The sequence below is a fragment of the Rhizobium oryzihabitans genome (assembly GCF_010669145.1).
Classification (GTDB): Bacteria; Pseudomonadota; Alphaproteobacteria; order Rhizobiales; family Rhizobiaceae; genus Agrobacterium; species Agrobacterium oryzihabitans.
The window spans coordinates 2,635,101-2,660,559 of sequence record NZ_CP048632.1 but is presented as its reverse complement, the minus strand read 5'-3'; the positions used below and the strand labels follow the sequence as shown (position 1 = coordinate 2,660,559).

21 protein-coding genes and 1 pseudogene are annotated in these 25,459 nt (G+C 60.3%); 13 read left to right on the top strand and 9 right to left on the bottom strand.

Annotation, left to right across the window (positions count from 1 at the left end):
- Positions 1 to 146: 146 nt before the first annotated feature.
- Positions 147 to 758, bottom strand: a complete 612-nt coding sequence (locus G3A56_RS13445; protein ID WP_082182864.1) for a biliverdin-producing heme oxygenase — start codon at positions 756 to 758, stop codon at positions 147 to 149.
- Positions 759 to 1,067: 309 nt separating this feature from the next.
- Here G3A56_RS13445 and G3A56_RS13440 point away from each other — a divergent pair, with 309 nt between their 5' ends.
- The 9 genes from G3A56_RS13440 (at position 1,068) to G3A56_RS13400 (ending at position 10,003) form a co-directional block, all read left to right on the top strand.
- Positions 1,068 to 1,952: a dihydrodipicolinate synthase family protein gene (locus G3A56_RS13440; protein WP_082182865.1), complete on the top strand. Its 885-nt coding sequence runs from the start codon at positions 1,068 to 1,070 to the stop codon at positions 1,950 to 1,952.
- A 21-nt stretch (positions 1,953 to 1,973) separates the two neighbouring features.
- A complete protein-coding gene (locus G3A56_RS13435) occupies positions 1,974 to 2,630 on the top strand; it encodes a GntR family transcriptional regulator (protein WP_082182866.1) in 657 nt (218 codons plus the stop codon).
- A 105-nt stretch (positions 2,631 to 2,735) separates the two neighbouring features.
- Complete coding sequence (locus G3A56_RS13430) at positions 2,736 to 4,067, top strand: ABC transporter substrate-binding protein (RefSeq protein ID WP_082182867.1); 1,332 nt, start codon at positions 2,736 to 2,738, stop codon at positions 4,065 to 4,067.
- Positions 4,067 to 5,005, top strand: coding sequence for a carbohydrate ABC transporter permease (locus G3A56_RS13425; RefSeq protein ID WP_020011696.1), 939 nt, complete (start codon positions 4,067 to 4,069; stop codon positions 5,003 to 5,005). Before G3A56_RS13430 ends, G3A56_RS13425 begins: the two co-directional genes overlap by 1 nt.
- 14 nt (positions 5,006 to 5,019) lie before the next feature.
- On the top strand, positions 5,020 to 5,841 hold the full coding sequence (locus G3A56_RS13420; RefSeq protein ID WP_026363927.1) for a carbohydrate ABC transporter permease: 822 nt from the start codon (positions 5,020 to 5,022) through the stop codon (positions 5,839 to 5,841).
- 31 nt (positions 5,842 to 5,872) lie between these two features.
- Positions 5,873 to 6,931, top strand: coding sequence for an ABC transporter ATP-binding protein (locus G3A56_RS13415; RefSeq protein WP_082182868.1), 1,059 nt, complete (start codon positions 5,873 to 5,875; stop codon positions 6,929 to 6,931).
- Positions 6,932 to 6,952: 21 nt separating this feature from the next.
- A complete protein-coding gene (locus G3A56_RS13410) occupies positions 6,953 to 7,915 on the top strand; it encodes a sugar kinase (RefSeq protein ID WP_082182869.1) in 963 nt (320 codons plus the stop codon).
- A 142-nt stretch (positions 7,916 to 8,057) separates the two neighbouring features.
- Positions 8,058 to 9,116 (top strand): P1 family peptidase, encoded by a 1,059-nt coding sequence (locus G3A56_RS13405; RefSeq protein WP_082182870.1) that lies wholly within the window; start codon positions 8,058 to 8,060, stop codon positions 9,114 to 9,116.
- Positions 9,117 to 9,136: 20 nt separating this feature from the next.
- On the top strand, positions 9,137 to 10,003 hold the full coding sequence (locus tag G3A56_RS13400; protein WP_003492094.1) for a D-amino-acid transaminase: 867 nt from the start codon (positions 9,137 to 9,139) through the stop codon (positions 10,001 to 10,003).
- 6 nt (positions 10,004 to 10,009) lie between these two features.
- Here the strand turns inward: G3A56_RS13400 and G3A56_RS13395 are convergent, their stop codons facing one another.
- The 7 genes and pseudogenes from G3A56_RS13395 to G3A56_RS13365 all read right to left on the bottom strand — a co-directional run bounded on the left by G3A56_RS13395 (position 10,010) and on the right by G3A56_RS13365 (position 17,928).
- Positions 10,010 to 10,906 (bottom strand): LysR substrate-binding domain-containing protein, encoded by an 897-nt coding sequence (locus tag G3A56_RS13395; protein WP_164056445.1) that lies wholly within the window; start codon positions 10,904 to 10,906, stop codon positions 10,010 to 10,012.
- Between the two features lie 250 nt (positions 10,907 to 11,156).
- Positions 11,157 to 12,668: a serine hydrolase domain-containing protein gene (locus tag G3A56_RS13390; RefSeq protein WP_082182872.1), complete on the bottom strand. Its 1,512-nt coding sequence runs from the start codon at positions 12,666 to 12,668 to the stop codon at positions 11,157 to 11,159.
- A 179-nt stretch (positions 12,669 to 12,847) separates the two neighbouring features.
- Entirely contained in the window at positions 12,848 to 13,588 is a 741-nt protein-coding gene (locus G3A56_RS13385; RefSeq protein ID WP_082182873.1) for an ABC transporter ATP-binding protein, read from the bottom strand.
- Positions 13,585 to 14,415, bottom strand: coding sequence for an ABC transporter ATP-binding protein (locus tag G3A56_RS13380; RefSeq protein ID WP_082182874.1), 831 nt, complete (start codon positions 14,413 to 14,415; stop codon positions 13,585 to 13,587). Before G3A56_RS13380 ends, G3A56_RS13385 begins: the two co-directional genes overlap by 4 nt.
- A gap of 3 nt (positions 14,416 to 14,418) precedes the next feature.
- Positions 14,419 to 15,321, bottom strand: coding sequence for a nickel transporter permease (nikC, locus tag G3A56_RS13375; protein WP_003492104.1), 903 nt, complete (start codon positions 15,319 to 15,321; stop codon positions 14,419 to 14,421).
- A pseudogene (locus G3A56_RS13370) lies at positions 15,318 to 16,330 on the bottom strand (ABC transporter permease). The gene nikC and the pseudogene G3A56_RS13370 overlap by 4 nt, the downstream one beginning before the upstream one ends.
- A 2-nt stretch (positions 16,331 to 16,332) precedes the next feature.
- Positions 16,333 to 17,928: an ABC transporter substrate-binding protein gene (locus tag G3A56_RS13365; RefSeq protein ID WP_003492106.1), complete on the bottom strand. Its 1,596-nt coding sequence runs from the start codon at positions 17,926 to 17,928 to the stop codon at positions 16,333 to 16,335.
- Positions 17,929 to 18,166: 238 nt separating this feature from the next.
- Here G3A56_RS13365 and G3A56_RS13360 point away from each other — a divergent pair, with 238 nt between their 5' ends.
- Positions 18,167 to 19,207 (top strand): dipeptidase, encoded by a 1,041-nt coding sequence (locus G3A56_RS13360; RefSeq protein ID WP_082184519.1) that lies wholly within the window; start codon positions 18,167 to 18,169, stop codon positions 19,205 to 19,207.
- Positions 19,208 to 19,271: 64 nt separating this feature from the next.
- Here the strand turns inward: G3A56_RS13360 and G3A56_RS13355 are convergent, their stop codons facing one another.
- Positions 19,272 to 19,565, bottom strand: coding sequence for a hypothetical protein (locus G3A56_RS13355; protein ID WP_035241042.1), 294 nt, complete (start codon positions 19,563 to 19,565; stop codon positions 19,272 to 19,274).
- 281 nt (positions 19,566 to 19,846) lie between these two features.
- On the opposite strand from G3A56_RS13355, the gene mprF reads away from it, so the two are divergent.
- The 3 genes from mprF (at position 19,847) to telA (ending at position 25,443) form a co-directional block, all read left to right on the top strand.
- On the top strand, positions 19,847 to 22,447 hold the full coding sequence (gene mprF, locus G3A56_RS13350) for a bifunctional lysylphosphatidylglycerol flippase/synthetase MprF (protein ID WP_082182876.1): 2,601 nt from the start codon (positions 19,847 to 19,849) through the stop codon (positions 22,445 to 22,447).
- Positions 22,444 to 23,829: a virulence factor gene (locus G3A56_RS13345; protein ID WP_082182877.1), complete on the top strand. Its 1,386-nt coding sequence runs from the start codon at positions 22,444 to 22,446 to the stop codon at positions 23,827 to 23,829. Before mprF ends, G3A56_RS13345 begins: the two co-directional genes overlap by 4 nt.
- A gap of 285 nt (positions 23,830 to 24,114) precedes the next feature.
- The gene (gene telA / locus G3A56_RS13340; RefSeq protein WP_082182878.1) at positions 24,115 to 25,443 is read left to right on the top strand and encodes a telomere resolvase TelA; all 1,329 of its coding nucleotides are present in this window, start codon (positions 24,115 to 24,117) and stop codon (positions 25,441 to 25,443) included.
- Positions 25,444 to 25,459: the final 16 nt, after the last annotated feature.

Here is a 25,459-nt window from a genome sequence, read left to right as displayed (position 1 = left end):
CTTTCGCGATCAAGGACTTGATCGCACTGGACCCCGGATCAAGTCCGGGGTGACGCCGCAGGGACTTTATGACTCAATCGAACACACCCGCGCAACGGGGCACGTCTGCGCGATGAGGACAACAATCGCAAAGCTATGCCGAAATCTCAGACGAGGCGCTGCTGCGCATAAGCATGCACGGCCCGGAAGGCAGCCTCGGCGCCCGCGACAACCCGCTCTTCCTCTTCAACCGTCAGCGCAATTTCATCAAGCGCGGCGGTGAAAGTGCGCCAGTGCAGGCCACGTCCTTCCGGAGCGCCGGCCAGATGGCGCGCGCCGAATTCTTCGGTGAGGCCAAGCTTGGCTGCATCTTTCAGAAGGAAAGCCGCGCCGAGATTGGAGCCTTCGACCACGTAAAGCCAGCCCATGGCCTCCGGCAGATCGAACGGCGTCTCGCTGGTAAAGCGTGGTGCCACGGTTTCGGGAATTGCGTGGCCGAGATCGGCAAGGTCCTGCTCGATCATCGCCAGACGGCGGCGGCCTTTGAGATCGGGAAGCAGGCCGTCAAGCGTCGCATTGGCGAAGAAGACATCGAGATCGCGATGGAAAAGATACTGCGTTTCCACGAATTTGCCGAAGTTCTCCCGGCTCTCGAACGGCTTCGCTGCCATGATGAAGGCATCGAGACCGCCATGTGCGCCGCGCGTTGCCGCTTTCAGGCGCTTGACGCGGCTCTGCTCGATCTCTGCTACAGGCGCTGACGGCTCCGCAATGGTCATGATGATAGTCCCTTTATCCCTATATTCAGACTGCCTGATAAAAATCTTTACTCCAACAGTCAAATTTTATTTTCGCATTTATCCGCTCCCTCCGCAGAGAGGATAGGCCAACTGTCGTCGTGATGAAACAGCCGCTGCCTTGACCGAGGTAATCGTTCCATTCCGCCCCCGCACAAGGATGATCCTCAGCCTGACTTGGAGGCGAATTCCGTCACCTTCTCCTTCCGAACAGTCATATTGCGATTACCTCTTTACAACTAACATGTCAGTGTGCCATCAATTCGCGGTCACCTTGGAGGAGCATCTTAATTGACCCAGAAATTCGGCCTTTCGGCAGCCCTGACAACCCCTTTCAAAGCGGATGGAACGGTCGATATCGACGCCATGATCGCCCATGCCCGCCGCTGCCTTGAAAATGGCTGCGACAGCGTAACGCTCTTCGGTACCACGGGCGAAGGTTGCTCGGTCGGTAGCCGCGAACGGCAAGTCATTCTCTCCCGCTTCATCGAGGCAGGCATTGCACCCTCCCGTCTGGTCACCGGCGTTCTCGTGGATTCAATCGAGGATGCGGCCGAACAATCCGCCGAGGCCCTGAACGCAGGCGCTCGCAATATTCTTCTCGCCCCGCCCTCCTATTTCAAGAATGTCAGCGATGACGGGCTGTTTGCCTGGTTCTCGGCGGTTTTCGAAAAGATCGGCAAGGGCGCACGCGACATTCTCGTCTACAACATCCCTTCCGTGACCATGGTGACACTGTCGGTCGAACTGGTGGGTCGTCTCAAGAAGGCCTTCCCGGGAATCGTCACCGGTGTGAAGGATTCCTCCGGCAACTGGAGCCATACCGAGCGTCTGCTGAAGGACCACGGCGATCTCGCCATCCTGATCGGCGATGAGCGCGATCTCGCCAAGGGCGTTCGCCTCGGCGGTCAGGGCGCGATATCAGGCGTCGCCAATTTCCTGACGCAGGAAGTCCGTGCCATGGCCGTTGACGGCAAGGACGACCCACGCATCGTCGATCTTGTTGTGGAACTTCTGAAATTCCCGGTTACGCCCGCCGTCAAGGTGCTGGTATCACACACGACAGGGGAAAATATCTGGTCTGACGTGCGCGCGCCGCTCGTTGCTATTTCACCGGAGGACCGGCGGCAGATCGAAGGTGCATTTGATGCGCTGTTTCGCAAACAGGCCGCCTGAACAGACCTTGAAAGGTTGAGCATGGACGATACCGGCGAACAGACATTGCGGGAACGGGCGTATGAAAGCTTTACGCATCACCTTCTCTCGCGCGACGTTCGCCCGGGGCAATTCATCTCGCAACGCCGCCTCGTTGAATTGACGGGTCTGCCGCTGGGCGCGATCCGGGAGGCAATTCCACGGCTGGAGGCGGAAGGTCTGATCAAGACCGTGCCGCAGCGGGGATTGCAGGTTGCCCATATCGACATCAACCTCATCCGCGAGGCGTTCCAGTTCCGTATCTTTCTCGAAAAGGAGGCCGTGGCGCTCTTTACCCGTTCGGCCTCCGACGAAACCATCGCGAAGCTCCTGAAACAGCATCGCGATATTGCCGAAGCGGCTGAAAACGGTGGGGAATCACCGGAACTGGACCAGCATGCGCAGCAGGTGGACTGGGGCATGCACGATGCTTTCATCGATGCGCTCGGCAATTCGATCATCTCGAACGCCTATCGGGTCAATTCCATCAAGATGCGCCTCATCAATCAGGAGCGCTTCCGCATCGCCGGCCATGTGAAATCGGTGATGAAGGAACATCTCGCCATTCTAGAGGCCATCGAGCGGCGATCCGTCGAAGACGCCGTGGAGCGGCTGACCGCCCATATCCGCAACGCAAGGGACAGGGCGCTGGCGGTTTAGGGCAATTCCGGCAGGGACTGAAGAGGGTCCTGCGCCGGGATTGCAGGAAAATAAGCAACAAGCCGGGGTGAGGAGAATTTCCGGCTAATCTGGAGGAGAACTGACATGACGCATTCATTGCTCAACCCCACGCGTCGCGCCTTTCTGGCAGGCACGGCGGCGCTTGGCGGCGGCGCGATGCTCGGCATTCGCCCGGCATCGGCGGCGGTCAACTGGAAAAAACACGCCGGCACCACGCTTGAGGTCAACCTCGTCAAAAGCCCGCGCAGCGAAACGCTGATCAAATATCTCGGCGAATTCGAAGAACTGACCGGCATCAAGGTCAATGCCGAGGCAACCCCGGAACAGCAGCAGCGCCAGAAGGTGGTGATCGAGCTTTCCTCCGGCAAGCCGAGCTTCGATGTGGTGCATCTGAGCTATCACGTCCAGAAGCGTCAGTTCGAAAAGGGCAAATGGCTTGCCGATATCAGCGGCTTCCTGAAGGACCCGTCGCTCACCGATCCGTCGCTGGTTGAAAAGGATTTTGCCGAGGCCGGCATGCTGTTTGCCAAGGATAGTGACGGCGTGCTGCGCTCGCTGCCCTTCTCGGTGGACTACTGGATCGTCTACTGGAACAAGGAACTCTTCGAAGCCAAGGGCCTGAAATACCCTGAAACCTTCGAGGAACTGGTGACCGCGGCGGAAAAGATCACCGATCCCTCCACCAACACCTATGGTTTCGTCGCCCGTGGCCTGAAGAATGCCAATACCCCCGTCTGGACCTCGCTGATGCTGGGTTACGGCGCAAAGCCGATCAGCGCAGATGGAAAGATCGATACCGAATCCAAGGAAGCGGTGGAAGCGGCAGCGCTTTACCAGCGCCTGATGACCAAGGCAGCCCCTCCCGGCGTCTCCGGCTTCAACTGGGCGGAAGCGCAGTCGGCCTTCCTGCAGGGCAAGATCGGCATGTGGTTCGATGGCGTCGGTTTTGCACCGCCGATCGAGAACCCGGAAAAATCCCGCGTCGTCGGCAAAGTCGGTTACGGCGTCATGCCGAAGGGCCCTGCAACGCAGGCCGCCGGCACCTTCGGCGATGGTCTCGGCGTTGTCGAAGCCAGCAGCAAGAAGGAAGCCGCTTACCTCTTCTGCCAATGGGCGATTTCGCATGAAATGGGCGCGCGTCTGTTGCAGGCCGGTGCCGGTGTTCCGTTCCGCCAATCCATCCTCGAAGACCAGAAGGTGCGCGAAGGCGTAAAGATGCCGGCCGCCTGGCTGGATGCGGTCGTCGGTTCCGGCAAGGTCTCGCAGCTTGCCCTGCCCGTCATCATTCCGGTGACGGAGTTCCGCGACATCTACGGCGTCGGCCTCACCAACATGATCGGCGGCGCGGATCCGGCGGCCGAACTCAAGAAGGCGACGGAACAGTTCGCACCCGTTCTGGCGCGTAGCGAGGGATAATGGCCTCCGTGAGCATCGAAAACACCAAAACAGGCGTCAGTCGCAAGGAAGGGAGCAGGCCGGCAAGGCTTGCTCCCAACTACTGGCCCTTTGTCATACCGGCACTTGTCGTCATCTCGGCGGTGATCGTTTTTCCATGGGTCTTTACGCTCTGGATGAGCGCGCATCGCTGGACGCTCGGACAGGAGCAGAGCTTTATCGGTTTCGAGAACTACATCCGGCTCGCAAGTGACGGACGTTTCTGGGAATCGCTTTGGCACACGCTCATCTATACCGTGCTGTCGGTCGTCGCCCCGCTGTTCCTTGGAACATTGGCGGCGCTGGTTTTCGATGCGCAGTTTCCGCTGCGCGGTTTCCTGCGCGGCGTCTTCGTGATGCCGATGATGGCGACCCCGGTCGCCATCGCGCTCGTCTGGACCATGATGTTCCACCCGCAGCTCGGCGTCCTGAACTATCTGCTATCCTTCATCGGCATCGGCCCGCTGGAATGGATCTACAACCAGTCCACCGTCATCCCCTCGCTGGTGCTGGTGGAGACCTGGCAATGGACGCCGCTGGTCATGCTGATCGTGCTTGGTGGTCTCGCTGCCGTGCCGCGCGAGCCCTATGAGAGCGCCGAAATCGACGGCGCCAATGCCTGGCAGAAGTTCCGTTACCTGACCATGCCGATGATTGCGCCGTTCCTGATGATCGCCGTCATCATCCGCTCCATCGACGCCGTCAAAAGCTTCGACATCATCTATGCGATGACGCAGGGCGGACCCGGCACGGCGTCCGAAACCATCAACATCTATCTCTACAACACGGCATTCGCCTATTACGACATCGGTTACGGCTCGGCCATGGCCGTCGTCTTCTTCATCATCATCGTGGCGCTCTCCTTCGTGCTTCTGATGGTGCGCCAGCGCTCGCAATGGAACGAGATGGAGGATCGCTGATGTCTGCAAAAATCCTGAAACGCAAGACGCTTGATCGCATCGGCCTGTTCTTCGTGGCGCTGGTGATGATCTCGCCGGTCATCCTGTTCTTTATGTGGATGATCTCGCTGTCGCTGAAATATGAAATCGACAACGGCGCCTACCCGCCAATCCTCATCCCCGAACGTTTCGCCTGGTCGAACTATGTGAAGGTGTTCGAGGAGAATAATTTCTTCCTCTATTTCTGGAATTCGGTCCTCGTCACGGGTGCCGCCACCATTCTGGCGCTGGTGATCGGCGTGCCCGCCGGTTACGGCATCGCGCGGCTGAAGGCGGAAAAATCGGCCGTCGTGATCATGATCGCCCGCATGACGCCCGGCCTCTCCTTCCTCATCCCGCTGTTCCTGCTGTTCCAATGGCTGAACCTCTTGGGCACGCTCTGGCCGCAGATCATCATCCATCTGGTGGTGACGGTGCCTATCGTGGTCTGGATCATGATCGGTTATTTCGAGACCACGCCGAAGGAGCTGGAAGAGGCGGCAAGCATTGACGGCGCGTCCTCCTGGCAGGTGTTCCGGCTGGTGGCGCTGCCGATCGCCAAGCCCGGTATCGTCGTTTCCTTCATCCTCGCGGTCATCTTCTCGTGGAACAACTTCGTCTTCGGCATCGTGCTGGCCAGCCGTGAAACGCGCACCCTGCCGGTCGCGGTCTACAACATGCTCTCCTTCGAACAGGTGAGCTGGGGACCGCTTGCCGCCGCCGCGCTGATCGTGACGCTGCCGGTGCTGCTGCTCACAATGTTCGCGCAGAAACAGATCGTGGCGGGCCTGACCGCCGGCGCCGTCAAGGGCGGCTGAACCAACCAATTAAAAATACGGGAACATCCACATGGCACCGGTCAATATTCTAAACGTCCAGAAGCGCTTCGGCGCAGTCAACATCATCCACGGCATCGATATCGACATCAAAGATGGCGAATTCGTCGTGCTCGTTGGCCCTTCCGGCTGCGGCAAGTCCACCCTGCTGCGCATGATCGCCGGGCTGGAGGAACTGAGCGACGGCGAAATCCACATCGGCGCGCGCGAGGTCAGCCACCTGCCTGCCCGCGACCGCGATATCGCCATGGTGTTCCAGAACTACGCGCTTTATCCGCACATGACGGTGAAGGACAATATGGGCTTCGCGCTGAAACTGAAGAAGGTGAGCGCCGACGAAACCAAGGCCAAGGTGGACAGGGCCGCCGCCATTCTGGGACTGGAAAAGCTGCTGGACCGTTATCCACGCCAGCTTTCCGGCGGTCAGCGCCAGCGTGTCGCCATGGGCCGCGCGCTGGTGCGCGATCCGCAGGTCTTCCTGTTCGATGAGCCGCTCTCCAACCTTGACGCCAAGCTGCGCGTGCAGATGCGCGGCGAGATCAAGGCCATGCACCAGCGCATTGGCACCACCACCATCTATGTCACCCACGACCAGGTGGAAGCCATGACCATGGCCGACAAGATCGTTGTCCTGCATGATGGCGTCATCGAGCAGATCGGCGCGCCGCTGGAGCTCTACGATCGCCCAGCCAACCTCTTCGTCGCCGGTTTCATCGGTTCACCGGCCATGAACTTCATTCGCGGACGCGTTGAAGAAGGCGTGTTCCGCACGGTGAAGGGCCTGAGCCTGCCCCTGCCCGCCAACACCGACATTGCCGCACTGGGTGGCCGCGACCTCGTCTACGGCGTGCGCCCGGAACATATCCGCGCGGCAAGCGGTGGTATCGAGGGCCGTGTCGAACTGGTCGAAGGCACCGGCTCGGAAATCTATGCCAAACTGAACTGCAAGGGCGACGAGATCGCCTGCCTGTTCCGCGAGCGGCTGGACGTTCGGTTCGGCGATACGATCCATATCGCCATCGACCCGGAAATGGTGCATCTCTTCGACAAGGCAAGCGGTAAGCGAATCTGAGAACTGAGAAGGGTGACGGGCATGGAGAGCCAACACGAGAGCCGCAGGCATGTGCTGTGCGTGGGCGCTGCCGTGCTCGACACGCTGTTTCGCGTCCATGACATGCCGAAGGGCGAAGGCAAGGTCCTGCCCTATGAGATGCTGCAGATTGCCGAGGGCATGGCATCCAGCGCGGCCTATGCGGTGCACCGCATGGGCGGCCACGCCAGCCTGTGGGGTGCAGTCGGCGACGACGAGACCGGCACCCGTATCCTGCGCGACCTCGCCGAAAGCGGCATCGACACATCAGGCATGACGGTCGCCGCCGGTGCTCGTTCCGCACTCTCGACAATCATAATCGATGATCGTGGCGAACGGCTGATCGTGCCTTTCTACGATCACCGGCTGCACGAGAAGAAGCGCTCCTGCACGCCGGCAGACCTCGCCACTTTCGACGCCGTTCTGGTGGATGTGCGCTGGCCGGAACTGGCGCTCGATGTTTTGACGGTGGCACGCGCCCTCGGCAAACCCGCCATTCTGGATGGTGATGTCGCGCCCGTCGAAACCCTTGAAAAGCTCGCGCCTGCCGCAACCCACATCGTTTTTTCCGAACCCGCCGCCGCCCGGCTGACGGGGCTTGAGGTCGTGGAAGCCATGCTGCCGGTGCTGCATGCCCGCTACCCGCAGACCTTCATCGCCGTCACCGCCGGACCAGCAGGTTGCTACTGGACGGAAGCTGGCGATCCGACCGTGCATTTTCAGGAAACGATGCAGGTCGAGGCGGTAGATACGCTGGCGGCGGGCGACATCTTCCACGGCACCTTTGCGCTTGCGATGGCTGAGGGCATGGAAAGCCGCGCGGCCATCCGGCTCTCCTCCGTTGCCGCCGCACTCAAATGCACCGTCTTCGGCGGCCGCGTCGGCGCGCCCACGCGCGAAGAGACCGAGGAAGCCATGTGGCAATGGCTGGAGCGTGGAGGCGAAACCGCGCAACGCGCCTCCTGAGCGCATCCATTGCCCGCATAAAACTATTCCATTTTTGCGATGCCGTTTCGCGGAGAACTAGGCTAACGTTCGGACAGGCAAAGCTTTTCGCAAGCCGCGCCCGCTCCAATTTCAGCCTGCATTCCGCAAAAGTGATCGCCCGATGCATCAGACGACCCGCCAGAGACTGCGCGATATCGGTTTCCGGCCCGGCCATTTCGAGACCGGCCCGCTCAACGCCATCACCGATGTCGAAGGCGTGACCATCGGCCACTCGACCGTCATCGAAGGCGACACGATCCGCACCGGCGCAACCGCGATCCTTCCGCATGGCGGTAATCTCTTTCAGGACAAGGTGCCCGCCGCCTTCGCCGTCTATAACGGCTTCGGCAAATTCGCCGGCTCCACCCAGATCGAGGAACTCGGCGAGCTCGAAACACCTGTCATCCTCACCAATACGCTGGCGACAGGCCGGGCCATCGAGGCAATCAACCGCCATACGCTGGCGCAGCCGGGCAATGAGAAAGTCGTCTCGATCAATGCCGTCGTCGGCGAAACCAACGATTCCCGCCTGAACGACATCCGTGCCGGCCGGCCGACGGTCGATGAGATATCAGCCGCGCTGCAAAACGCGGCCACAGGCCCGGTGGCCGAGGGCGGCGTGGGTGCCGGAACCGGTACGGTCGCTTTCGGCATGAAAGGCGGTATCGGCACCGCCTCGCGCATCGTCACCATCGCCGGAGAGACCTATACGCTCGGCGTTCTCGTACAGTCCAACTATGGCGGCCATCTCCTCGTCTGCGGCAAGCCCTATGTGAGCCCGGAGCACAAGGACAAGGACGGCTCGATCGTCATCATCATCGCAACCGATGCGCCGCTTTCCTCCCGCAATCTGAAGCGTCTGGCCGCCAGAAGCTTCGGCGGGCTGGCCCGCACGGGCGCCGCACTCAGCAATGGTTCCGGCGACTATGCACTGGCATTTTCGACCGACGAGCGGCTTCGCAAAACACCTGCGCGCCGCAAGGCCGTCGCCGATTTCCCTGAACTCTCCAACGATGCGATTTCGCCGCTGTTCGAGGCCGCCATAGAGGCGAGCGAAGAGGCGATCCTCAATTCGCTCTGCACGGCAACGACGACAATAGGCTTCAATGCCGCAACCGGCAAAGTCTCAACTGTCGAGGCCATTTCCATCGATACCCTCAAAACCCTTCTTTCAGCCTGACCTTTCCAGACGGAGTTTTCATGACTAGCCAACCCGGTCGCATCGTTTACCTCAACGGCGAATTCCTGCCTGAGGCGGACGCCCGCCTTTCCATCTTCGACCGCGGTTTCCTGTTCGGCGACGGCATTTATGAAGTCACCTCCGTTCTGGAAGGCAAGCTGATTGACAGCGACCTGCATATGGCCCGGCTTGAACGCAGCGCCCGTGAAATCGACGTGCCGCTGCCGGTCACGACGAAGGAAATCGTCGAGGCCGAACGCCGCCTGATCGCCGACAACAACCTCGTCGAAGGCATGATCTACCTGCAGCTGACGCGTGGTGCGGAAGACCGCAACTTCCTGTTCTCCGCTGATTTGAAGCCGACGCTGGTGATGTTCACCCAAGCCAAGAAACTCATCGGCACCCCTGTCGAAGAGGCGGGCCTTGCGGTCAAATCCGTTCCCGACCAGCGCTGGGAGCGCCGCGACATCAAGACCGTCTGCCTTCTGCCGCAGGTGATGGCAAAACGCATCGCCAAGGCCGAAGGCTGCGACGAGGCGTGGATGATCGAGGACGGTTTTGTCACCGAAGGCGCATCCTCCACCGCCTATATCATCACCGGCGACAGGAAGATCATCACCCGCGGCAACAGCAACAAGACCCTGCCCGGCTGCACCCGCCTTGCCGCCCTGCAACTGGCCAAGGAAGCCGGCTTCACGCTGGAAGAGCGGCCTTTCACGCTGGAAGAGGCGCTGAATGCCGATGAGGCGTGCCTCACCAGCGCCTCCAACTTCGTGGTTTCAGTGACGAAGATCGACGGCAAGCCGGTTGGCAATGGCAAGCCCGGCCCGCTGGTGAGCCGCCTGCGCGCGCTTTATCTCGAAAACGCCCGCCGCACGGCGATCTGACCACGATCAATCTTCGAGAACCGCCCATATGCGCTCGACAACGGGGCGGCGGTTCTCCTTGGAACGATAAAGCCTGATATCGACGGCAATATCGAAACTGTGATCCGCGGCACGCACCAGCGTGCCGCTGTCCAGCTCGTGCCGCATCAGGCTTTCCGGCACCCAGGCGACACCCCAGCCAGCCATTGCCATGGCTTTCAGCCCCACCGACATGCTACCCTCATGCACCCGCTCGAACTGCGGCAGGCGCGCGCTCAAGAGATCGCGCAGCAGCGGCCCGAAGAACGACGCCTTTTCGTAATCCAGATATGCAAAGGGTTTCTTCGCGTTTTCCACGAGTTCATGCAGCGGTGAACCATCTTTCGCCGGCGCGGAAACGGGAATGATATTTTCTGCACCCAGCACGCGGAACTCGAAGGTCTGCGCATCGAGCAGCATCGGCACTTCGGGATGGGCATAGGTCAAAAGGAAATCGCTCTGCCCATCCACCAGCGAATTAAGGTTTTCCTCCATGCTGCCGGAATCGGGCCTCAAAACTGAAAACAGCGGCCCCGCCGTCTCGTTTACCCTTTTCAGCCAGTCTGGAAAGAAGGTGAAAGACAGCGTGTGCAGCGCCGTCAGTCGCACGGTCTTCGCATCCGCCCCCTCCTCCTGAAGCAGAGTGCGCCGGGCGTGGTAAAGCTGTTTCAGCGTTTCCTGCGCCACCGGCACGAATTTCACCCCCGCTTCGGTCAGCCGGGAGGGATAAGAGGCGCGGTCGACCAGCGTGGCGCCCACCCAGGCTTCCAACTGCTTGATCCTTCGGCTGAAAGCGGATTGCGTCACATGCCGCTCATCCGCCGCCTTCGAAAAATTGAGCGTTCCGGCCAGCGCCAGGAAATCCTCGAGCCATTTGACTTCCAAGGGCCTGTTCTCCCACAAAGATGTCGTCCCGGCCTTCAACCGGAACATGGGGTCTTTATTAGGAGCAATAAGGGCTGATTGAAACCCTTTTAGAAAGCCCGAAACTACGGATAGACGGTGCCAAACCTCTCTCTCCGTCATCCTCGGGCTTGACCCGAGGATCCACGATCCACGCGCGACAATGGATCCTCGGGTCAAGCCCGAGGATGACGTCGAGTTTGCGGGACGCGATGGGATCGGTTTCAGACCGTTAGCGGCTTCGCGAATATTCGATCATCCGTGCGCGGCTGGAAACCAGCTCGATCCGGTCATCGCCCAAACGATTGAGGCAGACACGCTTCGTCCATGGCCCATCAATCAGCGTGAAGAGGAAACGGCCATTGCCGAGTGCCTTCAGAGGCATGCTGCGTCGCGTTGGGCCGATGCCCATCGTCAGCGAGGAGCCGCTGATCGCAAATTCCGCTCCCTCATCGGAGCGCCACGACCCCGAAAGATCATCGGGCACAGCATGATCGCCTACCGGCAGGAAGCGGCGGGCGGCGTGGCCTGCCTCCCCAATAATCGCATCACCCTCGAGCTTCAGGTGCATGGGCGACGATGCCGAACGCGATGACACCCAGCCATCGGCATCTTCATAAAGCGTGTCGTCGCCATCGATGAAAGTGGATGTGCTGCCCTTGATCTCCAGCCACCACGGTCCGCTTTCAGTAACATAAAGGCCTTCCGGCAGGCTGGCGGCGGGTTTGGGCAAAGGCAGACCTGTCAGGGCCGCCATGCTTTCCAGCGCGATCTTGAAGCCGTTGGTATCCTCGCGGTTAGACACCACGACGAAACCCGTGCCGTTTTCCGGATCGAGCAGGAAATAGGTCTTGTATCCCGGATGCGAACCGCCGTGACCGACGAAGCGCCTGTCGCCAAGGTGCGACCAGCGCAGGCCGAGGCCATATTCGCTCATCCGTCCATCGGCGAGCGGCCGCTCGGTGGAAAGCCCGTCCAGAACGCCCGCCAAGCTGCCCTCACCCCGCATCAGGCCCTGCAGCCAGCGGGTCAGCGCTTCGGCACTGCCGGCAAGACTGCCCGAAGCGGAAATATGCAGGCCGGCTGCCGAGAGCTGCCAGTTGCTTTCCGCCTTCCAGTAGCCGGGTACCAATCCATCGACCGGATCGTTCCAGACATCCGGCGCCTTCAGGAAAACGCCGAACGGGCCGGCAATTTGCGCCTGCACGAAATCATCGAAACGGAAACCATGGCGCTCCAGCGCCGCTTCCACCAGACGATAGCCGGTATTCGAATAGGAAACCTCACTGCCGGCATCGAAGTTCAGTCGGGTCAACCGCGAGATATAGTCGAGAAGCGGACCGGCCTTCGTTTCGGTGTAGACGGAAAGACCAAGCAGCGAGAGGCATTCGCGCGTGTCCGGCAACCCGCCGCTCATATCCAGCGCCTGCCCGACCGTGACGTCGCGGAGCGGCAATTGCAGCTCCGGCAGATGCTTGCCCAGCGGATCGTCAAGCCCGATCAGATCAGAATGGGCAAGCACCATGGCGCAGAAGGCGTGTTTGGTGACGGAGGCATAACGCACCACGCTTTTCGGCGTGAAGGGTGTGAAGGTGGAAAGGCTTTCCACGCCACCCGCATGGGCGAAACGGATGCCGTCGAGATCGAAACCGATGACTGCCCCGCCCGGCTCGTTGCCCGCCCATTGCGAGACGAAGCTCTCGGCAAGCGTTGAAGCGGCGTTCCAGTCGAATTGCTGTGACATTGTTCGGTCTCTTGTGTCTTCATTGAAAACCGGACGGACGAGGAACCGACGCGGCATATTCGACGTCATCCTCGGGCTTGACCCGAGGACCTACCTCTCACGGGTGCATGGATCCTCGCCTCAGGAGCGAGGATGACGGAGGAAAGCTTGTGCTCCCTCTCCGTCATCCCAAACCAACTTCAGGCCGGCTCTTCCAGCCTGATGCTCAGGCTGCGCAACTCTTCCGTATGTGGGTGCTTGATACGGCCCTCGCGCAGATCGCCCGCGCTCAGCTGCTCGACCATTTCACCGTTCAGCATCACGCCCACCTGCGGGCAAAGATGCGCGATAACAGCCAGATTGTGGCTGACGAGGATATAGGTGAGGTTGCGCGCCGCACGCAGGTCCTGCAACAGGTTCAGGATTTCCGCCTGAACCGAAACGTCGAGCGCCGAAGTCGGCTCATCGAGCAGCAGCACCTGCGGGTCGGCAATCAACGCACGCGCAATCGCCACACGCTGGCGCTGGCCGCCGGAAAGCTGGTGCGGGTAACGGAAGCGCACCGCCTGCGGCAGGGCCACATCCGACAAGGCCTGCTGGATGCGTTTTTCGATATTGTCCATGCCGTGAACCAGCGGCAATTCGCTGAGGATACGGTCGATGGTCTGGCGCGGATGCAACGACCCGTAAGGATCCTGAAACACCATCTGCACCTGCCGGAAGAATTCCGGCGTGCGCTTCAGCGGCGCGTCCTTGCCGGCAAAGGCGATGCGGCCTTCCCAGCTTTCGTTGAGACCGGCCATGGCGCGCAGGATGGTGGACTTGCCCGAGCCGCTTTCGCCGACAATGCCGAAGCTGCCGCCCTTTTCGACCGAAAAGGACACGCCCTTCACCACTTCACGGTCGCCGAACTTGATACGGAGATTATCGACGTCGATCATTGGCTGGACCACGCTGCATCACGGTTGAGAACGGGAAGACGCTCGCGCGGATGCGTCAGCGAGGGAATGCAGTTCAGAAGTCCCTTTGTATAGGGATGTTCGGCCTTCAGGAGTTCGGACGCCTTCAGCTCCTCCATCACCCGGCCGGAATACATGACGGCGACGCGGTCGCAGAAATGCGAGACGAGCGGCAGGTCGTGGCTGATGAGGATGAGGCCCATGCCGCGTTCAGATACCAGCTCCTCGATCAGCCGCAGGATTTCCGCCTGTACCGTGGCGTCGAGCGCACTGGTCGGTTCGTCGGCGATCAGGAGTTCCGGATCGGGCGCCAGCATCATGGCGATCATCACGCGCTGGCCCATGCCGCCGGAAACCTCATGCGCATAGGACGACGCAACCTGACGCGGATTGCGGATTTTCACCTGATCGAGCAGGGCGATGGCCGCTTCCATGGCCGCGCGCTTGCTGCCGCCCTTGTGGGCGCGCCATGCTTCCGCGATCTGTGCGCCCATGGTCTTGACCGGATTCAGCGAATATTTCGGGTCCTGAAGGATGAAACCCGCCCGTTTCCCCCGGATCTGGCGCATCTGCTTTTCGCTGGCGGAAAGCACGTCGATACCGTCGAAGGAGAGCTTGTCGGCCCTGATATCGGCATTGGAGGGCAGAAGCTTCATCAGCGCACGCGCCGTGAGGCTCTTGCCCGAACCGGATTCACCGACGATGCCGAGCTTTTCGGTTCCAAGCTTCATGGAAACACCGCGCACCGCCTCGAAACGGCTGGTACGGGTCTGGAAAGCGATCTTCAGATTTTCGATTTCGACCAGCATGGCTCAATGTCCCTTCGGGTCGAGCACGTCGCGCAGACCATCACCAAGGAAGTTGAAGGCGAGCGAAACGAGGAATATGGCAATGCCCGGAATGGTGGCGACCCACCATTGTTCGAAGATGAAGCGCTTGGCGGTTGCGATCATCGCGCCCCACTCCGGCGAAGGCGGCTGGGCACCCATGCCGAGGAAGCCGAGGCTGGCGGCGGTGATGATGATCGAGCTCATGTCGAGCGTGATGCGCACGATAAGGCTCGGCACGCAGAGCGGCGCGATGTGACGGGCGATGATGCGCCAGGCGGAAGCGCCGGTCAGCCGGTAGGCCGCGACGAAGTCGCTGCCGCGCACCGTCATGGTTTCGGCGCGCGCAAGACGCGCATAAGGCGGCCATGCGGTGAGCGCGATGGCGAGAATGGCGCTTTCGACGCCGGGCTTCAGCGCCGCGACGAAGGCGAGCGCGAGGATAAGGCGCGGGAAGGCCAGGAACACGTCCGTCACCCGCATCAGCACCGTATCGACGATGCCGCCGAAATAACCGGCGATGCAGCCGATGGCGAGCCCGATCGGCGCGACGAGAACGACGACGGCGATGACCATGCCGAGTGTGACACGGCCGCCGTAAAGGATGCGCGAAAGGATATCACGGCCCAGCTCATCCGTGCCGAACCAGTGCGCGGCATTCGGGAAGGCAAGGCGGTTGCCGAGGTTCTGCGCGGCCGGATCGTAAGGCGCGATGAGCGGCGCCAGCAAAGACAGCGCAATGAAGACGACGATGATGGTCAGACCGATCACCGCCAGCGGGTTGGACTTGAGGTTCAGCCAGATGCGGTACCGGTTTCCCCAGGCAGCCTGGCTGCGGGAATGCGGAGTCTCATCCAGAGCCCAGTTTCTGAAATTAGCTAACATCATCGAACGCGAGGATCCATTACTCGGTAAAGCACGTCTGCGAGCAGGTTGAGGCCGACATAGATCAGGCCGATCAACAGGGTTGCTCCGACGACGGGGTTCATGTCCGCGTTCATGAGCGAGACGGTGAGGTATTGGCCAAGGCCCGGCCAGCTGAAGACGGTTTCCGTCACCACGGCGCCTTCGAGAAGGCCGGCATAGGTGAGTGCGAGAACCGTGACGAGCTGCACGGCAACCGTCGGGAAGGCGTGTCCCCAGATGACGGTCATGGCGGACAGGCCCTTGGCGCGGGCGGTGATGACATATTCACCCTTCAACGCGTCGATCATGAAGGCGCGCGTCATGCGGGTGATATAGGCCATGCTGAAATAGGCGAGAATGCAGACCGGCTGCACCATATGGGCAAGTGCGTCGTAAAACGCGCCCCAGTCGCCGGCAAGCAGCGTGTCGACAGTCATCAGGCCGGTGACCGGCGAGATCATGCCGTCATAGATGATGTCCTGCCTGCCCGGTCCGGGCGCGACGCCGAGCGTGGCGTAAAATACCAGCAGCGAAATCAGCGCCAGCATGAAGACGGGCACGGAATGGCCGGCAAGGCAGACGATGCGGATGATCTGGTCGGTCGTCTTGCCCTGCCTGACGGCGGCCCAGACGCCGAGCGGAATGCCGATCAGGGCTGCGAGAATGAGGGCTGCCGTGGCAAGTTCGAACGTGGCGGGAAGACGCGGGTAATATCCACCCAGACCGGATTGCGGGTCAGGATGGAGTTACCGAAATCGCCGTGCAGAACCTGCGAGACATAATGGAAGAACTGCACGACCAGCGGCTGGTCGAGGCCCATTTCCGCACGCACGCGCACGATGACGTCTTCAGGCGCGTTGTCGCCGACCGCTGCAATGACGGGATCGACGGGCATGACGCGCCCGATCATGAAGGTGATGACCATCAAACCGAACAGCGTCAGAATGACGCTGCTCAGTATCGACGATATGCTTTTGACGCGCTTGTTCAATGTCACGCTTTCTTCGCATCGTGGTAGGAATTGCCCTCGGAGAGAACGCCGAGTTCGAAACCGGAAACGCCCTTGCGGAAGGCAGCCGTCTTTGTCGTCTGGAACATGAAGACGAACGGGCTGTTCTGCATGTGCTCGCGCTGCAGGGCTTCATAAAGCTCCACGCGCTTTGCCGGGTCCTTCTCGTCGCGGGCGGCTTCCGCCTTGGCAGCGAAATCGTCGTTCTTGAAACGCGAACGCCACAGGAACGGCTTCGACTTGGCGTCGTCGCCATTGTCCTTGTTGATGTTGAAGACATCCGCGTTGGAATGCGGATCGAAATAATCCGTACCCCATGCAGAAAGCGCCATCTGGTGCTCGCGGGCGCGCATCTTGGTCAGGACCTGACGGTTTTCAGCCGACTGCAGACGTACCTTGATGCCGATATCAGCAAGGTTTGCCTGGATGGCCTGCGCCAGGTCCGGATAGGGCTGCGCGGAATAGTGGTCCATGCTGATTTCGAAACCGTCGGCAAGGCCGGCCTCCGCCATCAGTGCCTTGGCCTTTTCGACGTCCCGCTGGAACGGGATGTCGTTGACGGCGCCGGGGAAACCTTCCGGCTCGAAGCTCTGGTGAACCTTGTGGGACAGCGGAACGATGTTTTCCTGCATGCCCTTGTAGTCCAGCGCCCATTTGATGGCCTGCCAGACCTGTGGCTTGGCAAGGTTCTCATTGCCCTGGTTGAGCGAGATCAGCACCAGCGAGGCAATGCTCTTGCGATCCAGCTCGATATTCGCGTCATTCTGCGCGCTGCGCAGCTGTTCCGAAGTGAGGTCGCGGGCAATGTCGATATCGCCCTTCTGCAGCATCAGAAGCTGGGAAGACGGATCGGTGACGTGGCGCAGGATGATGCGCTTGATGTTACCCTTGTAAGGGCCGTTCGGGTTGACCGTGAGTGCGACGCTTTCGCTCGGCTTCCAGGCCTGAAGCATGAAATCGCCGGAACCGGCGCTGTTCTTCTGCAGCCAGCCATTGCCGAGATCTTCGCCGGAAGCATTGGCGAGAACCGCCTTCTTTTCGACGATCGCGCCGATATTGGCGGAGAGGCAATAAAGCAGGAAGGAGATGGCGGTCGGCTTCGCCGTCGTCAGCTTCACCGTCTTGTCATCGGCGGCAACGATGGTCGTCTCGGCATTCTCAGCAGTGAAGCCGAACTGGCTGATGATGAAGGCCGGGCTCTTGTTCATCTTGATGGCGCGCTGCAGCGAGAAGGCAACATCTTCCGCCGTGACTTTCGCGCCGCTGGAGAAGGTCGCTTCGTCACCGATGACAAAGGTGAAGACCTTGCTGTCAGCATCGGCTTCCCAGGATTTCGCGATGACCGGATCGACCTTGGTGGAATCTTCGCGATTGGCGCGCACGAGCTTCTGGTACATGTTGGACATGATTTCACCGCCGACGGCTTCGAAGCCTTCATGCGGATCAAGGCTCGTCATGTTGTCCAGCTGCTGCGCAACGACCAGAATATCCTTGGGCGTTGCGGCGAATGCCGGAATGCGCGCATAGGACAGGAACGGTACGGCTGCGCCAGCAATCAGCAGGTTGCGTCTTGAAATCATCGAAAATCCCCTTTCGGACCTTATTTTTCGGAAAACGGTATGGGTCTGCCCCAATCCAGTCATTTTTTTTATGTTTCCCCGCGATTACCATGAGCAAACGAGGCGCGACCAATTCCAAATTTGGCAGAGCCTATGCACGGATTGCATTTGCTCCCGCCTTGACCTTTCCTCTACCAATTCCCACAAAGTCTGACGGACGCGCGCCCGCGCGGCTCCGCATATCCAAAGGTGAATGACCATGACCGATGAAAAAACCGTACCCGTCTTTGACGGCCACAACGACGTGCTTCTGCGGTTATGGCGATCGGGCAATGCTTCTCCCGAAACGCTTCTCATCGAAGGGGATACGGTCGGCCACATCGACCTGCCGCGTGCGAAGAAGGGCGGCCTGGCCGGCGGTCTCTGCGCCGCCTACGTGCCCTCGCTCAGCATGGAAAAGGACGCAAACGGCGATTATTCGACACCGACCGAGGCGGACGCGCTGAAGGCGACGCTTGCGATGGCGGGGCTGCTGTTCCGCGCCGAGAAGCAATCCGCAGGCGCACTCAAGATCTGCCGCACGGCCGCCGATATTCGCAGCGCCATGGCTGAAGGCGCCTTCGCCTCCGTGTTCCATATCGAGGGCGCAGAAGCGATCGGCGCCGATCTGGATGCATTATACGTGCTGCATGAGGCAGGCCTCCGCACGCTCGGACCGGTCTGGAGCCGCCCGAACATATTCGCTTACGGTGTTCCCTTCCGTTTCCCGTCGACGCCGGATATTGGCCCCGGCCTCACCGATGCCGGCAAGCGACTGGTGAAGACCTGCAACGAACTGAAGATCATGGTCGACCTGTCGCACATGAACGAGCAGGGTTTCTGGGATATCGCCAAGATTTCCGATGCGCCGCTGGTGGCATCGCATTCCAACGCCTATGCGCTGTGCAATCACAGCCGCAACCTGACGGACCGCCAGCTGGACGCCATCCGCGACACGGGCGGCCTTGCCGGCATCAATTTCGGCGTTCTGTTCCTGCGTCAGGATGGCGTGAAGAACCCGAACACGGACCTGAACGAACTGGTCCGCCACGTGGACTATATCGTCAACCGCATCGGCATCGATCACGTCGCCCTCGGTTCGGACTTCGACGGCACCACCATTCCCGCCGCCATGAAGGATGCAGCCGACCTGCAATTGCTGGTCGAGGCTCTGCGCAAGGGCGGTTATGACGACGACGCACTCGCCAAGATCTGCCATGGCAACTGGGTGCGCGTGCTGGAGAAAAGCTGGGGCGCGTAAAGCGCCCCGTTTTCATCCTTCGTCCGGCGCGCAACCGCGCCGGAGAGAGAAGAGCGGCGGGCCCTCAGGCCTTTGCCGCTTTCTTTTTGCCCGTGGCGCGAAACGCCAGAAGACCGGCAACCACGGCAATCATCGCCCATTTGACCGGCAGCGCATCCGCCGTTTCGCTGCGGATCGGCAGAACCGTTACCGTTCCCGGACGCTCTTCATATCCGGCCTGTCCGCTCGCCTTGGCATCGGCGATCTGCTGCGGCGAAACGACCCATTCGGCGCCCCGCATCTTGTCAACGGTCATGTAACCGCCGCCCGCCACGATGGCGACGATGAGCGAAATCACTATTCTTGTGGGCATGTTCATTTGCATTCTCCTTCAATTGAAAGGAGCGTGTAGTCGCATCAAACCCCGTCACCAAGCAACCGCAACGGTCAATTGACTGCCTTTCGGAACAATCCCGCAAATCATGCATTCCATAGTTGCAATTTAGCCTTTAGACTTGGCGAAATTCATGGGATGAACAGTCACAAACTCCACATCGACACTTCATGCTTTTCTGCTAATCACATTTCCTCAACCGAAACGAATTAGCGACACATTCCTGTGGTTCGCCAACCTTGGGAAATGGGCGCTGGATAAAGCACATGGCAGACAAGAGCGAAATCACACAGACCGACGTCGCAGAATCCGCGGTTGAAAGCTTCTTTGCCAGAAACCGGCCCTATCTGACGGCGATCGCCATCACGCTGGTCTTCGTGATGATGACCTTCGCCATCTATCACCTGACGTCGGAAGTCCGCTATGACGATGTCATCGACGCGCTGACGCAGACCTCGGTTTCGGCCGTGCTCCTCGCCATCCTCTTTACCGCGCTCAGCTTTCTGGCGCTGATATTCTACGACGCCAATGCGATCGAATATATCGGCCGCAAGCTGCCGTTCCCGCCCATGGCGGCGACGGCCTTTGCCGCCTATGCCATCGGCAACACCGCCGGTTTCGGTCCTTTGAGCGGCGGCGCGATCCGCTTCCGTGCCTATTCGCGCCTTGGGCTTTCGCCCGGCGAAATCGCCCGCGTCATCGCCTTCGTCACGCTTTCCTTCGGGCTGGGCCTGCTTTCGGTCAGCGCCGTCTCCACCTTCATCGTCGCGCCGCGCATCGCCGCCATCATCGGGGTTGATGCTGTCATCCTCAGAGGCGCAGCACTCGCCGTCATCGCGGTGCTCGTCGTCGCGGCCTATGTCGGGCGCAACGGCCATACGATCCGGCTCGGCGCATGGCGTCTTCGCCTTCCCGACAGCCGCACATCCTCGCGCCAATTCCTTGTCTCGGCCTTCGATATCGCCGCCTCAGCCTCCGTACTTTACGTGCTCTTGCCCGACACCCATCTCGGATGGCCGACATTCTTCGCGATCTACGCCACCGCCGTCGGCCTCGGCGTCCTCAGCCACGTGCCGGCCGGTCTCGGTGTCTTCGAGACCGTGATGGTTGCGGGCCTCGGCAATGCCATCAGCGTTGACCAGCTGCTTGGAAGCCTCGTTCTTTACCGCGTGATCTATCACGTCCTGCCGCTGGTGGTCGCCATTCTGGTGATGCTCGTCTCGGAAATGAAGCAGTTCGCGGCAAAACCCGTAGTCTCCGATATCAGCCAGCTTGCCGTCAGGCTCGCGCCGCCGCTGCTGTCAACCTTCGCGATGATCCTCGGCACCATGCTGATCTTCTCGAGCGTGACGCCGACGCCGGACAGCAATCTGGACTTCCTGTCCAATTTCGTGCCGTTGCCGATCATCGAGGCCGCGCATTTTCTCACCAGCATTCTCGGCCTCGTGCTCGTCGTCGCCTCGCGCGGCCTCGGCCAACGGCTTGACGGCGCCTGGTGGATTGCGCTGGTCGCCGCGTCGCTGGCGCTGGTTCTCTCCCTTCTCAAGGCCATCGCGGTCTTCGAGGCCGCCATCCTCGGCGTCTTCATCGCGGCCCTTGCCGCCAATATGCGCAGCTTCAACCGCCATGCCTCGCTGGTAAAGCAGGCGCTGGGCCCAAGCTGGCTCGCCGCCATGGCCGTCATCGTCGCGGGCGCGGCAACCATCCTGCTCTTCGTCTACCGCGATACGGATTACAGCCAGACATTGTGGTGGCAGTTCGAATTCTCCGAAGAAGCGCCGCGCGGATTGCGCGCTCTTCTCGGCCTCGTACTCGCCTCTTCCACCATCGCCATCTTCAGCCTCATGCGGCCGGTCGCCTATAGACCGGACGCGATCGAGGCCGACGACGTCGTGCGCGCGACTGACATCGTGATGACGCAGGATGCGGCTGACGCCAATCTGGTGCGCATGGGCGACAAGCACGTGATGTTCTCGGAAAGCGGCAATGCCTTCATCATGTACGGCATTCAGGGCCGCTCCTGGATCGCCTTTGCCGACCCGGTCGGCGACGAGGAGGATTTCCCCGATCTCGTCTGGCAATTTGTCGAGGCCGCCCGCTCGGCAGGCGCACGCGCCGCCTTCTACCAGATATCGCCCTTCCTTCTCTCCCATTGTGCCGATGCCGGCCTGCGCGCCTTCAAGCTCGGCGAACTGGCCCTGGTCGATCTCACCGCCTTCGAGCTGAAGGGCGGCAAGCTCGCGAACCTGCGCCAGTCGCTCAGCCGCGGCGCGCGTGATGGGCTGACCTTCGAAGTCATCGAACGGGCGCAGGTGCCGGCCATTCTGGATGAGCTGAAACAGGTCTCCGACAGCTGGCTTGCGCATCACAACACGCGGGAAAAACGCTTTTCGCTTGGCGCTTTCGAGCCGGATTACATCCTGTCCCAGCCCGTCGCCATTCTGCGCAAGGACGGCAAGATCACCGCTTTCGCCAATCTGATGGTGACGCACACGAAAAAGGAAGCCACCGTCGATCTCATGCGCTTTTCACCGGATGCGCCGCGCGGCTCGATGGATTTTCTCTTCGTCAGCATCATGCAGCATCTGCGCGAGGCGGGATATGAAAGCTTCAACCTCGGCATGGCGCCCATGTCCGGCATGTCGAAGCGCGATGCAGCACCCGTCTGGGACCGCATCGGCAGCACGCTGTTCGAACACGGCGAACGTTTCTACAACTTCAAGGGCCTTCGCGCCTTCAAGGCGAAGTTCCACCCGAAATGGGAACCGCGTTACCTCGCCGTGCAGAACGGCGCAGATGCCGCTCTGGCGCTGATGGACGCGACGGTTCTGATCAGCGGCGGCGTCAGAGGAGTGATCGGAAAATGAGAAAATCCAGCATGCTGAAGGCGGCGCTTGCCGCTTCCGCCCTGTTGACCTCCCCGCTGTTTACGTCCAGCGCCGCTTTTTCGCAGGACAAGCCGGCCTATGAGACCGGCATGATCCCCGCCGAGCATATCATTCTGCCGGATGGCGAAATCCTCGCCAGCGTCTTTCTGATTTCCGATGCGGATGGATGGACGAATGCCGATGAAGAACGCGCCAAGGCGCTGGTGGAAAAGGGTGCCGCCGTGGTCGGCATCGATTTCAAGGAATATATGAAGGCGCTCGAGGCCGATGAGGACGAGTGCATCTATATGATCTCGGACATCGAGTCGCTCTCGCAGCAAATCCAGCGCACCGCCGGCACCAGCAGCTACCGCCAGCCCATCCTCACCGGCATCGGCAAGGGCGGAACGCTGGCGCTGGCCATGATCGCGCAAAGCCCGGTCTCGACCGTCCGCGACGCCGTCGCCGTCGACCCGAAAGCAGGTCTGCCGCTTCAAAAGATACTCTGCACCCCCGCCACCAAGGACAAGGTCGATGGCGAAACGGTCTATGGTCTGACCGATGGTCCGCTGCCCGCACCCGTCAGCGTGCTGTTTACGCCCGCTGCGGATCAGAAGGGCCGCGACCACGTCAACGCGCTCGTCAAGCTGCATCCCGATATCGACGTGACGGATGTGGATGACAAGGCGGACGAAATCCTGACGCAGACGCTTTCCGACCAGATCGACGCCGCCGGTGACACCGACAGCCCGCTCGGCCTGCCCATCAAGGTTCTGGAAACGAGCCCTGTCATGGACACCATGGCGGTGATCTATTCCGGCGACGGCGGCTGGCGCGACCTCGATGAAGAAGTGGGTGGCGCGCTGCAGAAACAGGGCATTCCCGTGATTGGCGTCGATGCCCTGCGTTATTTCTGGAAAGAAAAACAGCCGCAGGAAGTGGCGGGCGACCTTGCACGCATCATCGACACCTATCGCAAGCAATGGAAAGTTCGCAATGTCGTGCTGATCGGCTATTCCTTCGGTGCCGACATCATTCCTGCAACCTATAATCTTCTGCCGGAACGCGCGAAATCCCACGTCGTGCAGCTCTCCCTGCTGGGCTTGTCGACGGAAGTGGACTTCGAAATTTCCGTTCAGGGCTGGCTTGGCGTGGCTGGCGAAGGCAAGGGCGGCAAGACGGTGGATGACATCGCCAAGATCGATCCGAAGCTGATACAGTGCGTATACGGCACGGAGGAAGAGGATGAAGACCCCTGCCCCGGTTTGAAGGCGAAGGGTGTCGAGACGATCGCCATTGAAGGTGGTCACCATTTCGACGAAGACTATGAGGCGCTTGCAAAGCGGATTGTGACATCGCTGAAGACCCGGCTGCCTAAATAGAACATTTTAACCTGAGGGGCTTCGGGAGAATTTCCGAAGCTCCGACCATGAATTTGCATGTTCCCTCCCCAGAAACATCACCTCCCGCAGCCTTCAAACTCCCCTGAATGACCAGCGGCAGTTCGAAACCCGTCTTCGATCGCCACCCACGCTTGCGGAATCGATTAAATTATTATTCAAAAGAACCCGGCCGGCGGCGAATGTTCATGGCGTTTCCTCAACCATGCCTCTGTTGATTGCCAACCATGGATTTTATATTTTCGGACCGGTTCAGGGAGCCGCCGCATGCCCGCCTTAAAGCGAAAGACAAAAACACCCGTCCTCGTGGAACGCATCGACCAGTTCGTCGCTGGCGTCAGAGAGGCGATGAAAAGCAGCGATGCATTGCGAAACAAGAAAATCCGCGACCTCTGGGACGCCGAGGTTCGCTACCATTTCGACAATGGCCGCACGGAAAAGACGCTTGAACTTTACATCATGAAATATCGCTACGCCCTGAAGGCCGAATTCGGCCCGAAGAGCACGCCGCTTGCCATCTGCAACATGAAAAAGCTGCGGGAGCGTCTGAACACCTATATCGAGCGGGCGGACTATCCGAAAACCGGGGTGGCGGCATCGATTGTCGAAAAAATCGAACGGGCGGAATTCAACACCGCCGGCCGGAAGCCAACCGTTCTTCTGCGTATTGCCGATTTCATTTCGGCGATGAACGGCATGGGTACGAAGGAAGAGATGCAGGCCTTGTGGGACGCTGAAATCAGCATCATGAAGGGCAGAGCCCAGACGACGATCATTTCCTACATCACGAAATACCGCAACGCCATCCGCGAAGCCTTCGGCGACGACCATCCAATGCTGAAGATCGCCACTGGCGACGCCGCGATGTATGACGATGCGCGGCGGGTCAAGATGGAGAAGATCGCCAACAAGCATGGCGCACTGATTACATTCGAGAATTATAAACAGGTGCTGAAGATCTGCGCCGACAATCTCCAGTCCGACGATCCCCTGATGATCGGCATCGGCCTGATCGGCATGACGGGACGACGCCCCTATGAGATCTTCACACAGGCTGAGTTTTCGCCCGCCCCCTATGGCAAGGGCGTTTCCAAATGGAGCATCCTGTTCAACGGCCAGGCCAAGACCAAGCAGGGCGAAGGAACGAAGTACGGGATTACCTACGAAATTCCGGTTCTTGCCCGCTCCGCGGCCATTCTCTCCGCCTATCAGCGCCTGCGCGCAAGCGGGCAGGGAAAACTGTGGCACGGCATGTCGATCGATGATTTTTCATCGGAAACCCGCCTGCTGCTCAGGGACACGGTTTTTAATCTGTTTGAGGATCTCTGGCCGAAGGAAGAACTTCCCAAGCCCTATGGCCTGCGGCACCTTTACGCGGAAGTCGCATATCACAATTTCGCCCCGCCCCACGTCACCAAGAACAGCTATTTCGCCGCCATTCTCGGTCACAACAACAACGACCTCGAAACCTCGCTCTCCTATATGACCTATACCCTGCCGGAAGATCGCGACGATGCGCTGGCACGGGCCAAACGTGTCAACGAACGGACATTGCAGCAGATGGCGACCATCGCGCCCGTTTCCCGCAAAGCATAAAGCCAGCCGCGGATGT

Coding starts and splice junctions, on each gene's coding strand:
- G3A56_RS13365 (WP_003492106.1), bottom strand. CDS start 17,928: ATGATTTCAAGACGCAACCTGCTGATTGCTGGCGCAGCCGTACCGTTC.
- G3A56_RS13430 (WP_082182867.1), top strand. CDS start 2,736: ATGACGCATTCATTGCTCAACCCCACGCGTCGCGCCTTTCTGGCAGGC.
- G3A56_RS13380 (WP_082182874.1), bottom strand. CDS start 14,415: ATGCTGGTCGAAATCGAAAATCTGAAGATCGCTTTCCAGACCCGTACC.
- mprF (WP_082182876.1), top strand. CDS start 19,847: ATGGCAGACAAGAGCGAAATCACACAGACCGACGTCGCAGAATCCGCG.
- G3A56_RS13410 (WP_082182869.1), top strand. CDS start 6,953: ATGGAGAGCCAACACGAGAGCCGCAGGCATGTGCTGTGCGTGGGCGCT.
- G3A56_RS13355 (WP_035241042.1), bottom strand. CDS start 19,565: ATGAACATGCCCACAAGAATAGTGATTTCGCTCATCGTCGCCATCGTG.
- G3A56_RS13360 (WP_082184519.1), top strand. CDS start 18,167: ATGACCGATGAAAAAACCGTACCCGTCTTTGACGGCCACAACGACGTG.
- G3A56_RS13385 (WP_082182873.1), bottom strand. CDS start 13,588: ATGATCGACGTCGATAATCTCCGTATCAAGTTCGGCGACCGTGAAGTG.
- telA (WP_082182878.1), top strand. CDS start 24,115: ATGCCCGCCTTAAAGCGAAAGACAAAAACACCCGTCCTCGTGGAACGC.
- G3A56_RS13405 (WP_082182870.1), top strand. CDS start 8,058: ATGCATCAGACGACCCGCCAGAGACTGCGCGATATCGGTTTCCGGCCC.
- nikC (WP_003492104.1), bottom strand. CDS start 15,321: ATGATGTTAGCTAATTTCAGAAACTGGGCTCTGGATGAGACTCCGCAT.
- G3A56_RS13415 (WP_082182868.1), top strand. CDS start 5,873: ATGGCACCGGTCAATATTCTAAACGTCCAGAAGCGCTTCGGCGCAGTC.
- G3A56_RS13390 (WP_082182872.1), bottom strand. CDS start 12,668: ATGTCACAGCAATTCGACTGGAACGCCGCTTCAACGCTTGCCGAGAGC.
- G3A56_RS13345 (WP_082182877.1), top strand. CDS start 22,444: ATGAGAAAATCCAGCATGCTGAAGGCGGCGCTTGCCGCTTCCGCCCTG.
- G3A56_RS13445 (WP_082182864.1), bottom strand. CDS start 758: ATGACCATTGCGGAGCCGTCAGCGCCTGTAGCAGAGATCGAGCAGAGC.
- G3A56_RS13425 (WP_020011696.1), top strand. CDS start 4,067: ATGGCCTCCGTGAGCATCGAAAACACCAAAACAGGCGTCAGTCGCAAG.
- G3A56_RS13435 (WP_082182866.1), top strand. CDS start 1,974: ATGGACGATACCGGCGAACAGACATTGCGGGAACGGGCGTATGAAAGC.
- G3A56_RS13400 (WP_003492094.1), top strand. CDS start 9,137: ATGACTAGCCAACCCGGTCGCATCGTTTACCTCAACGGCGAATTCCTG.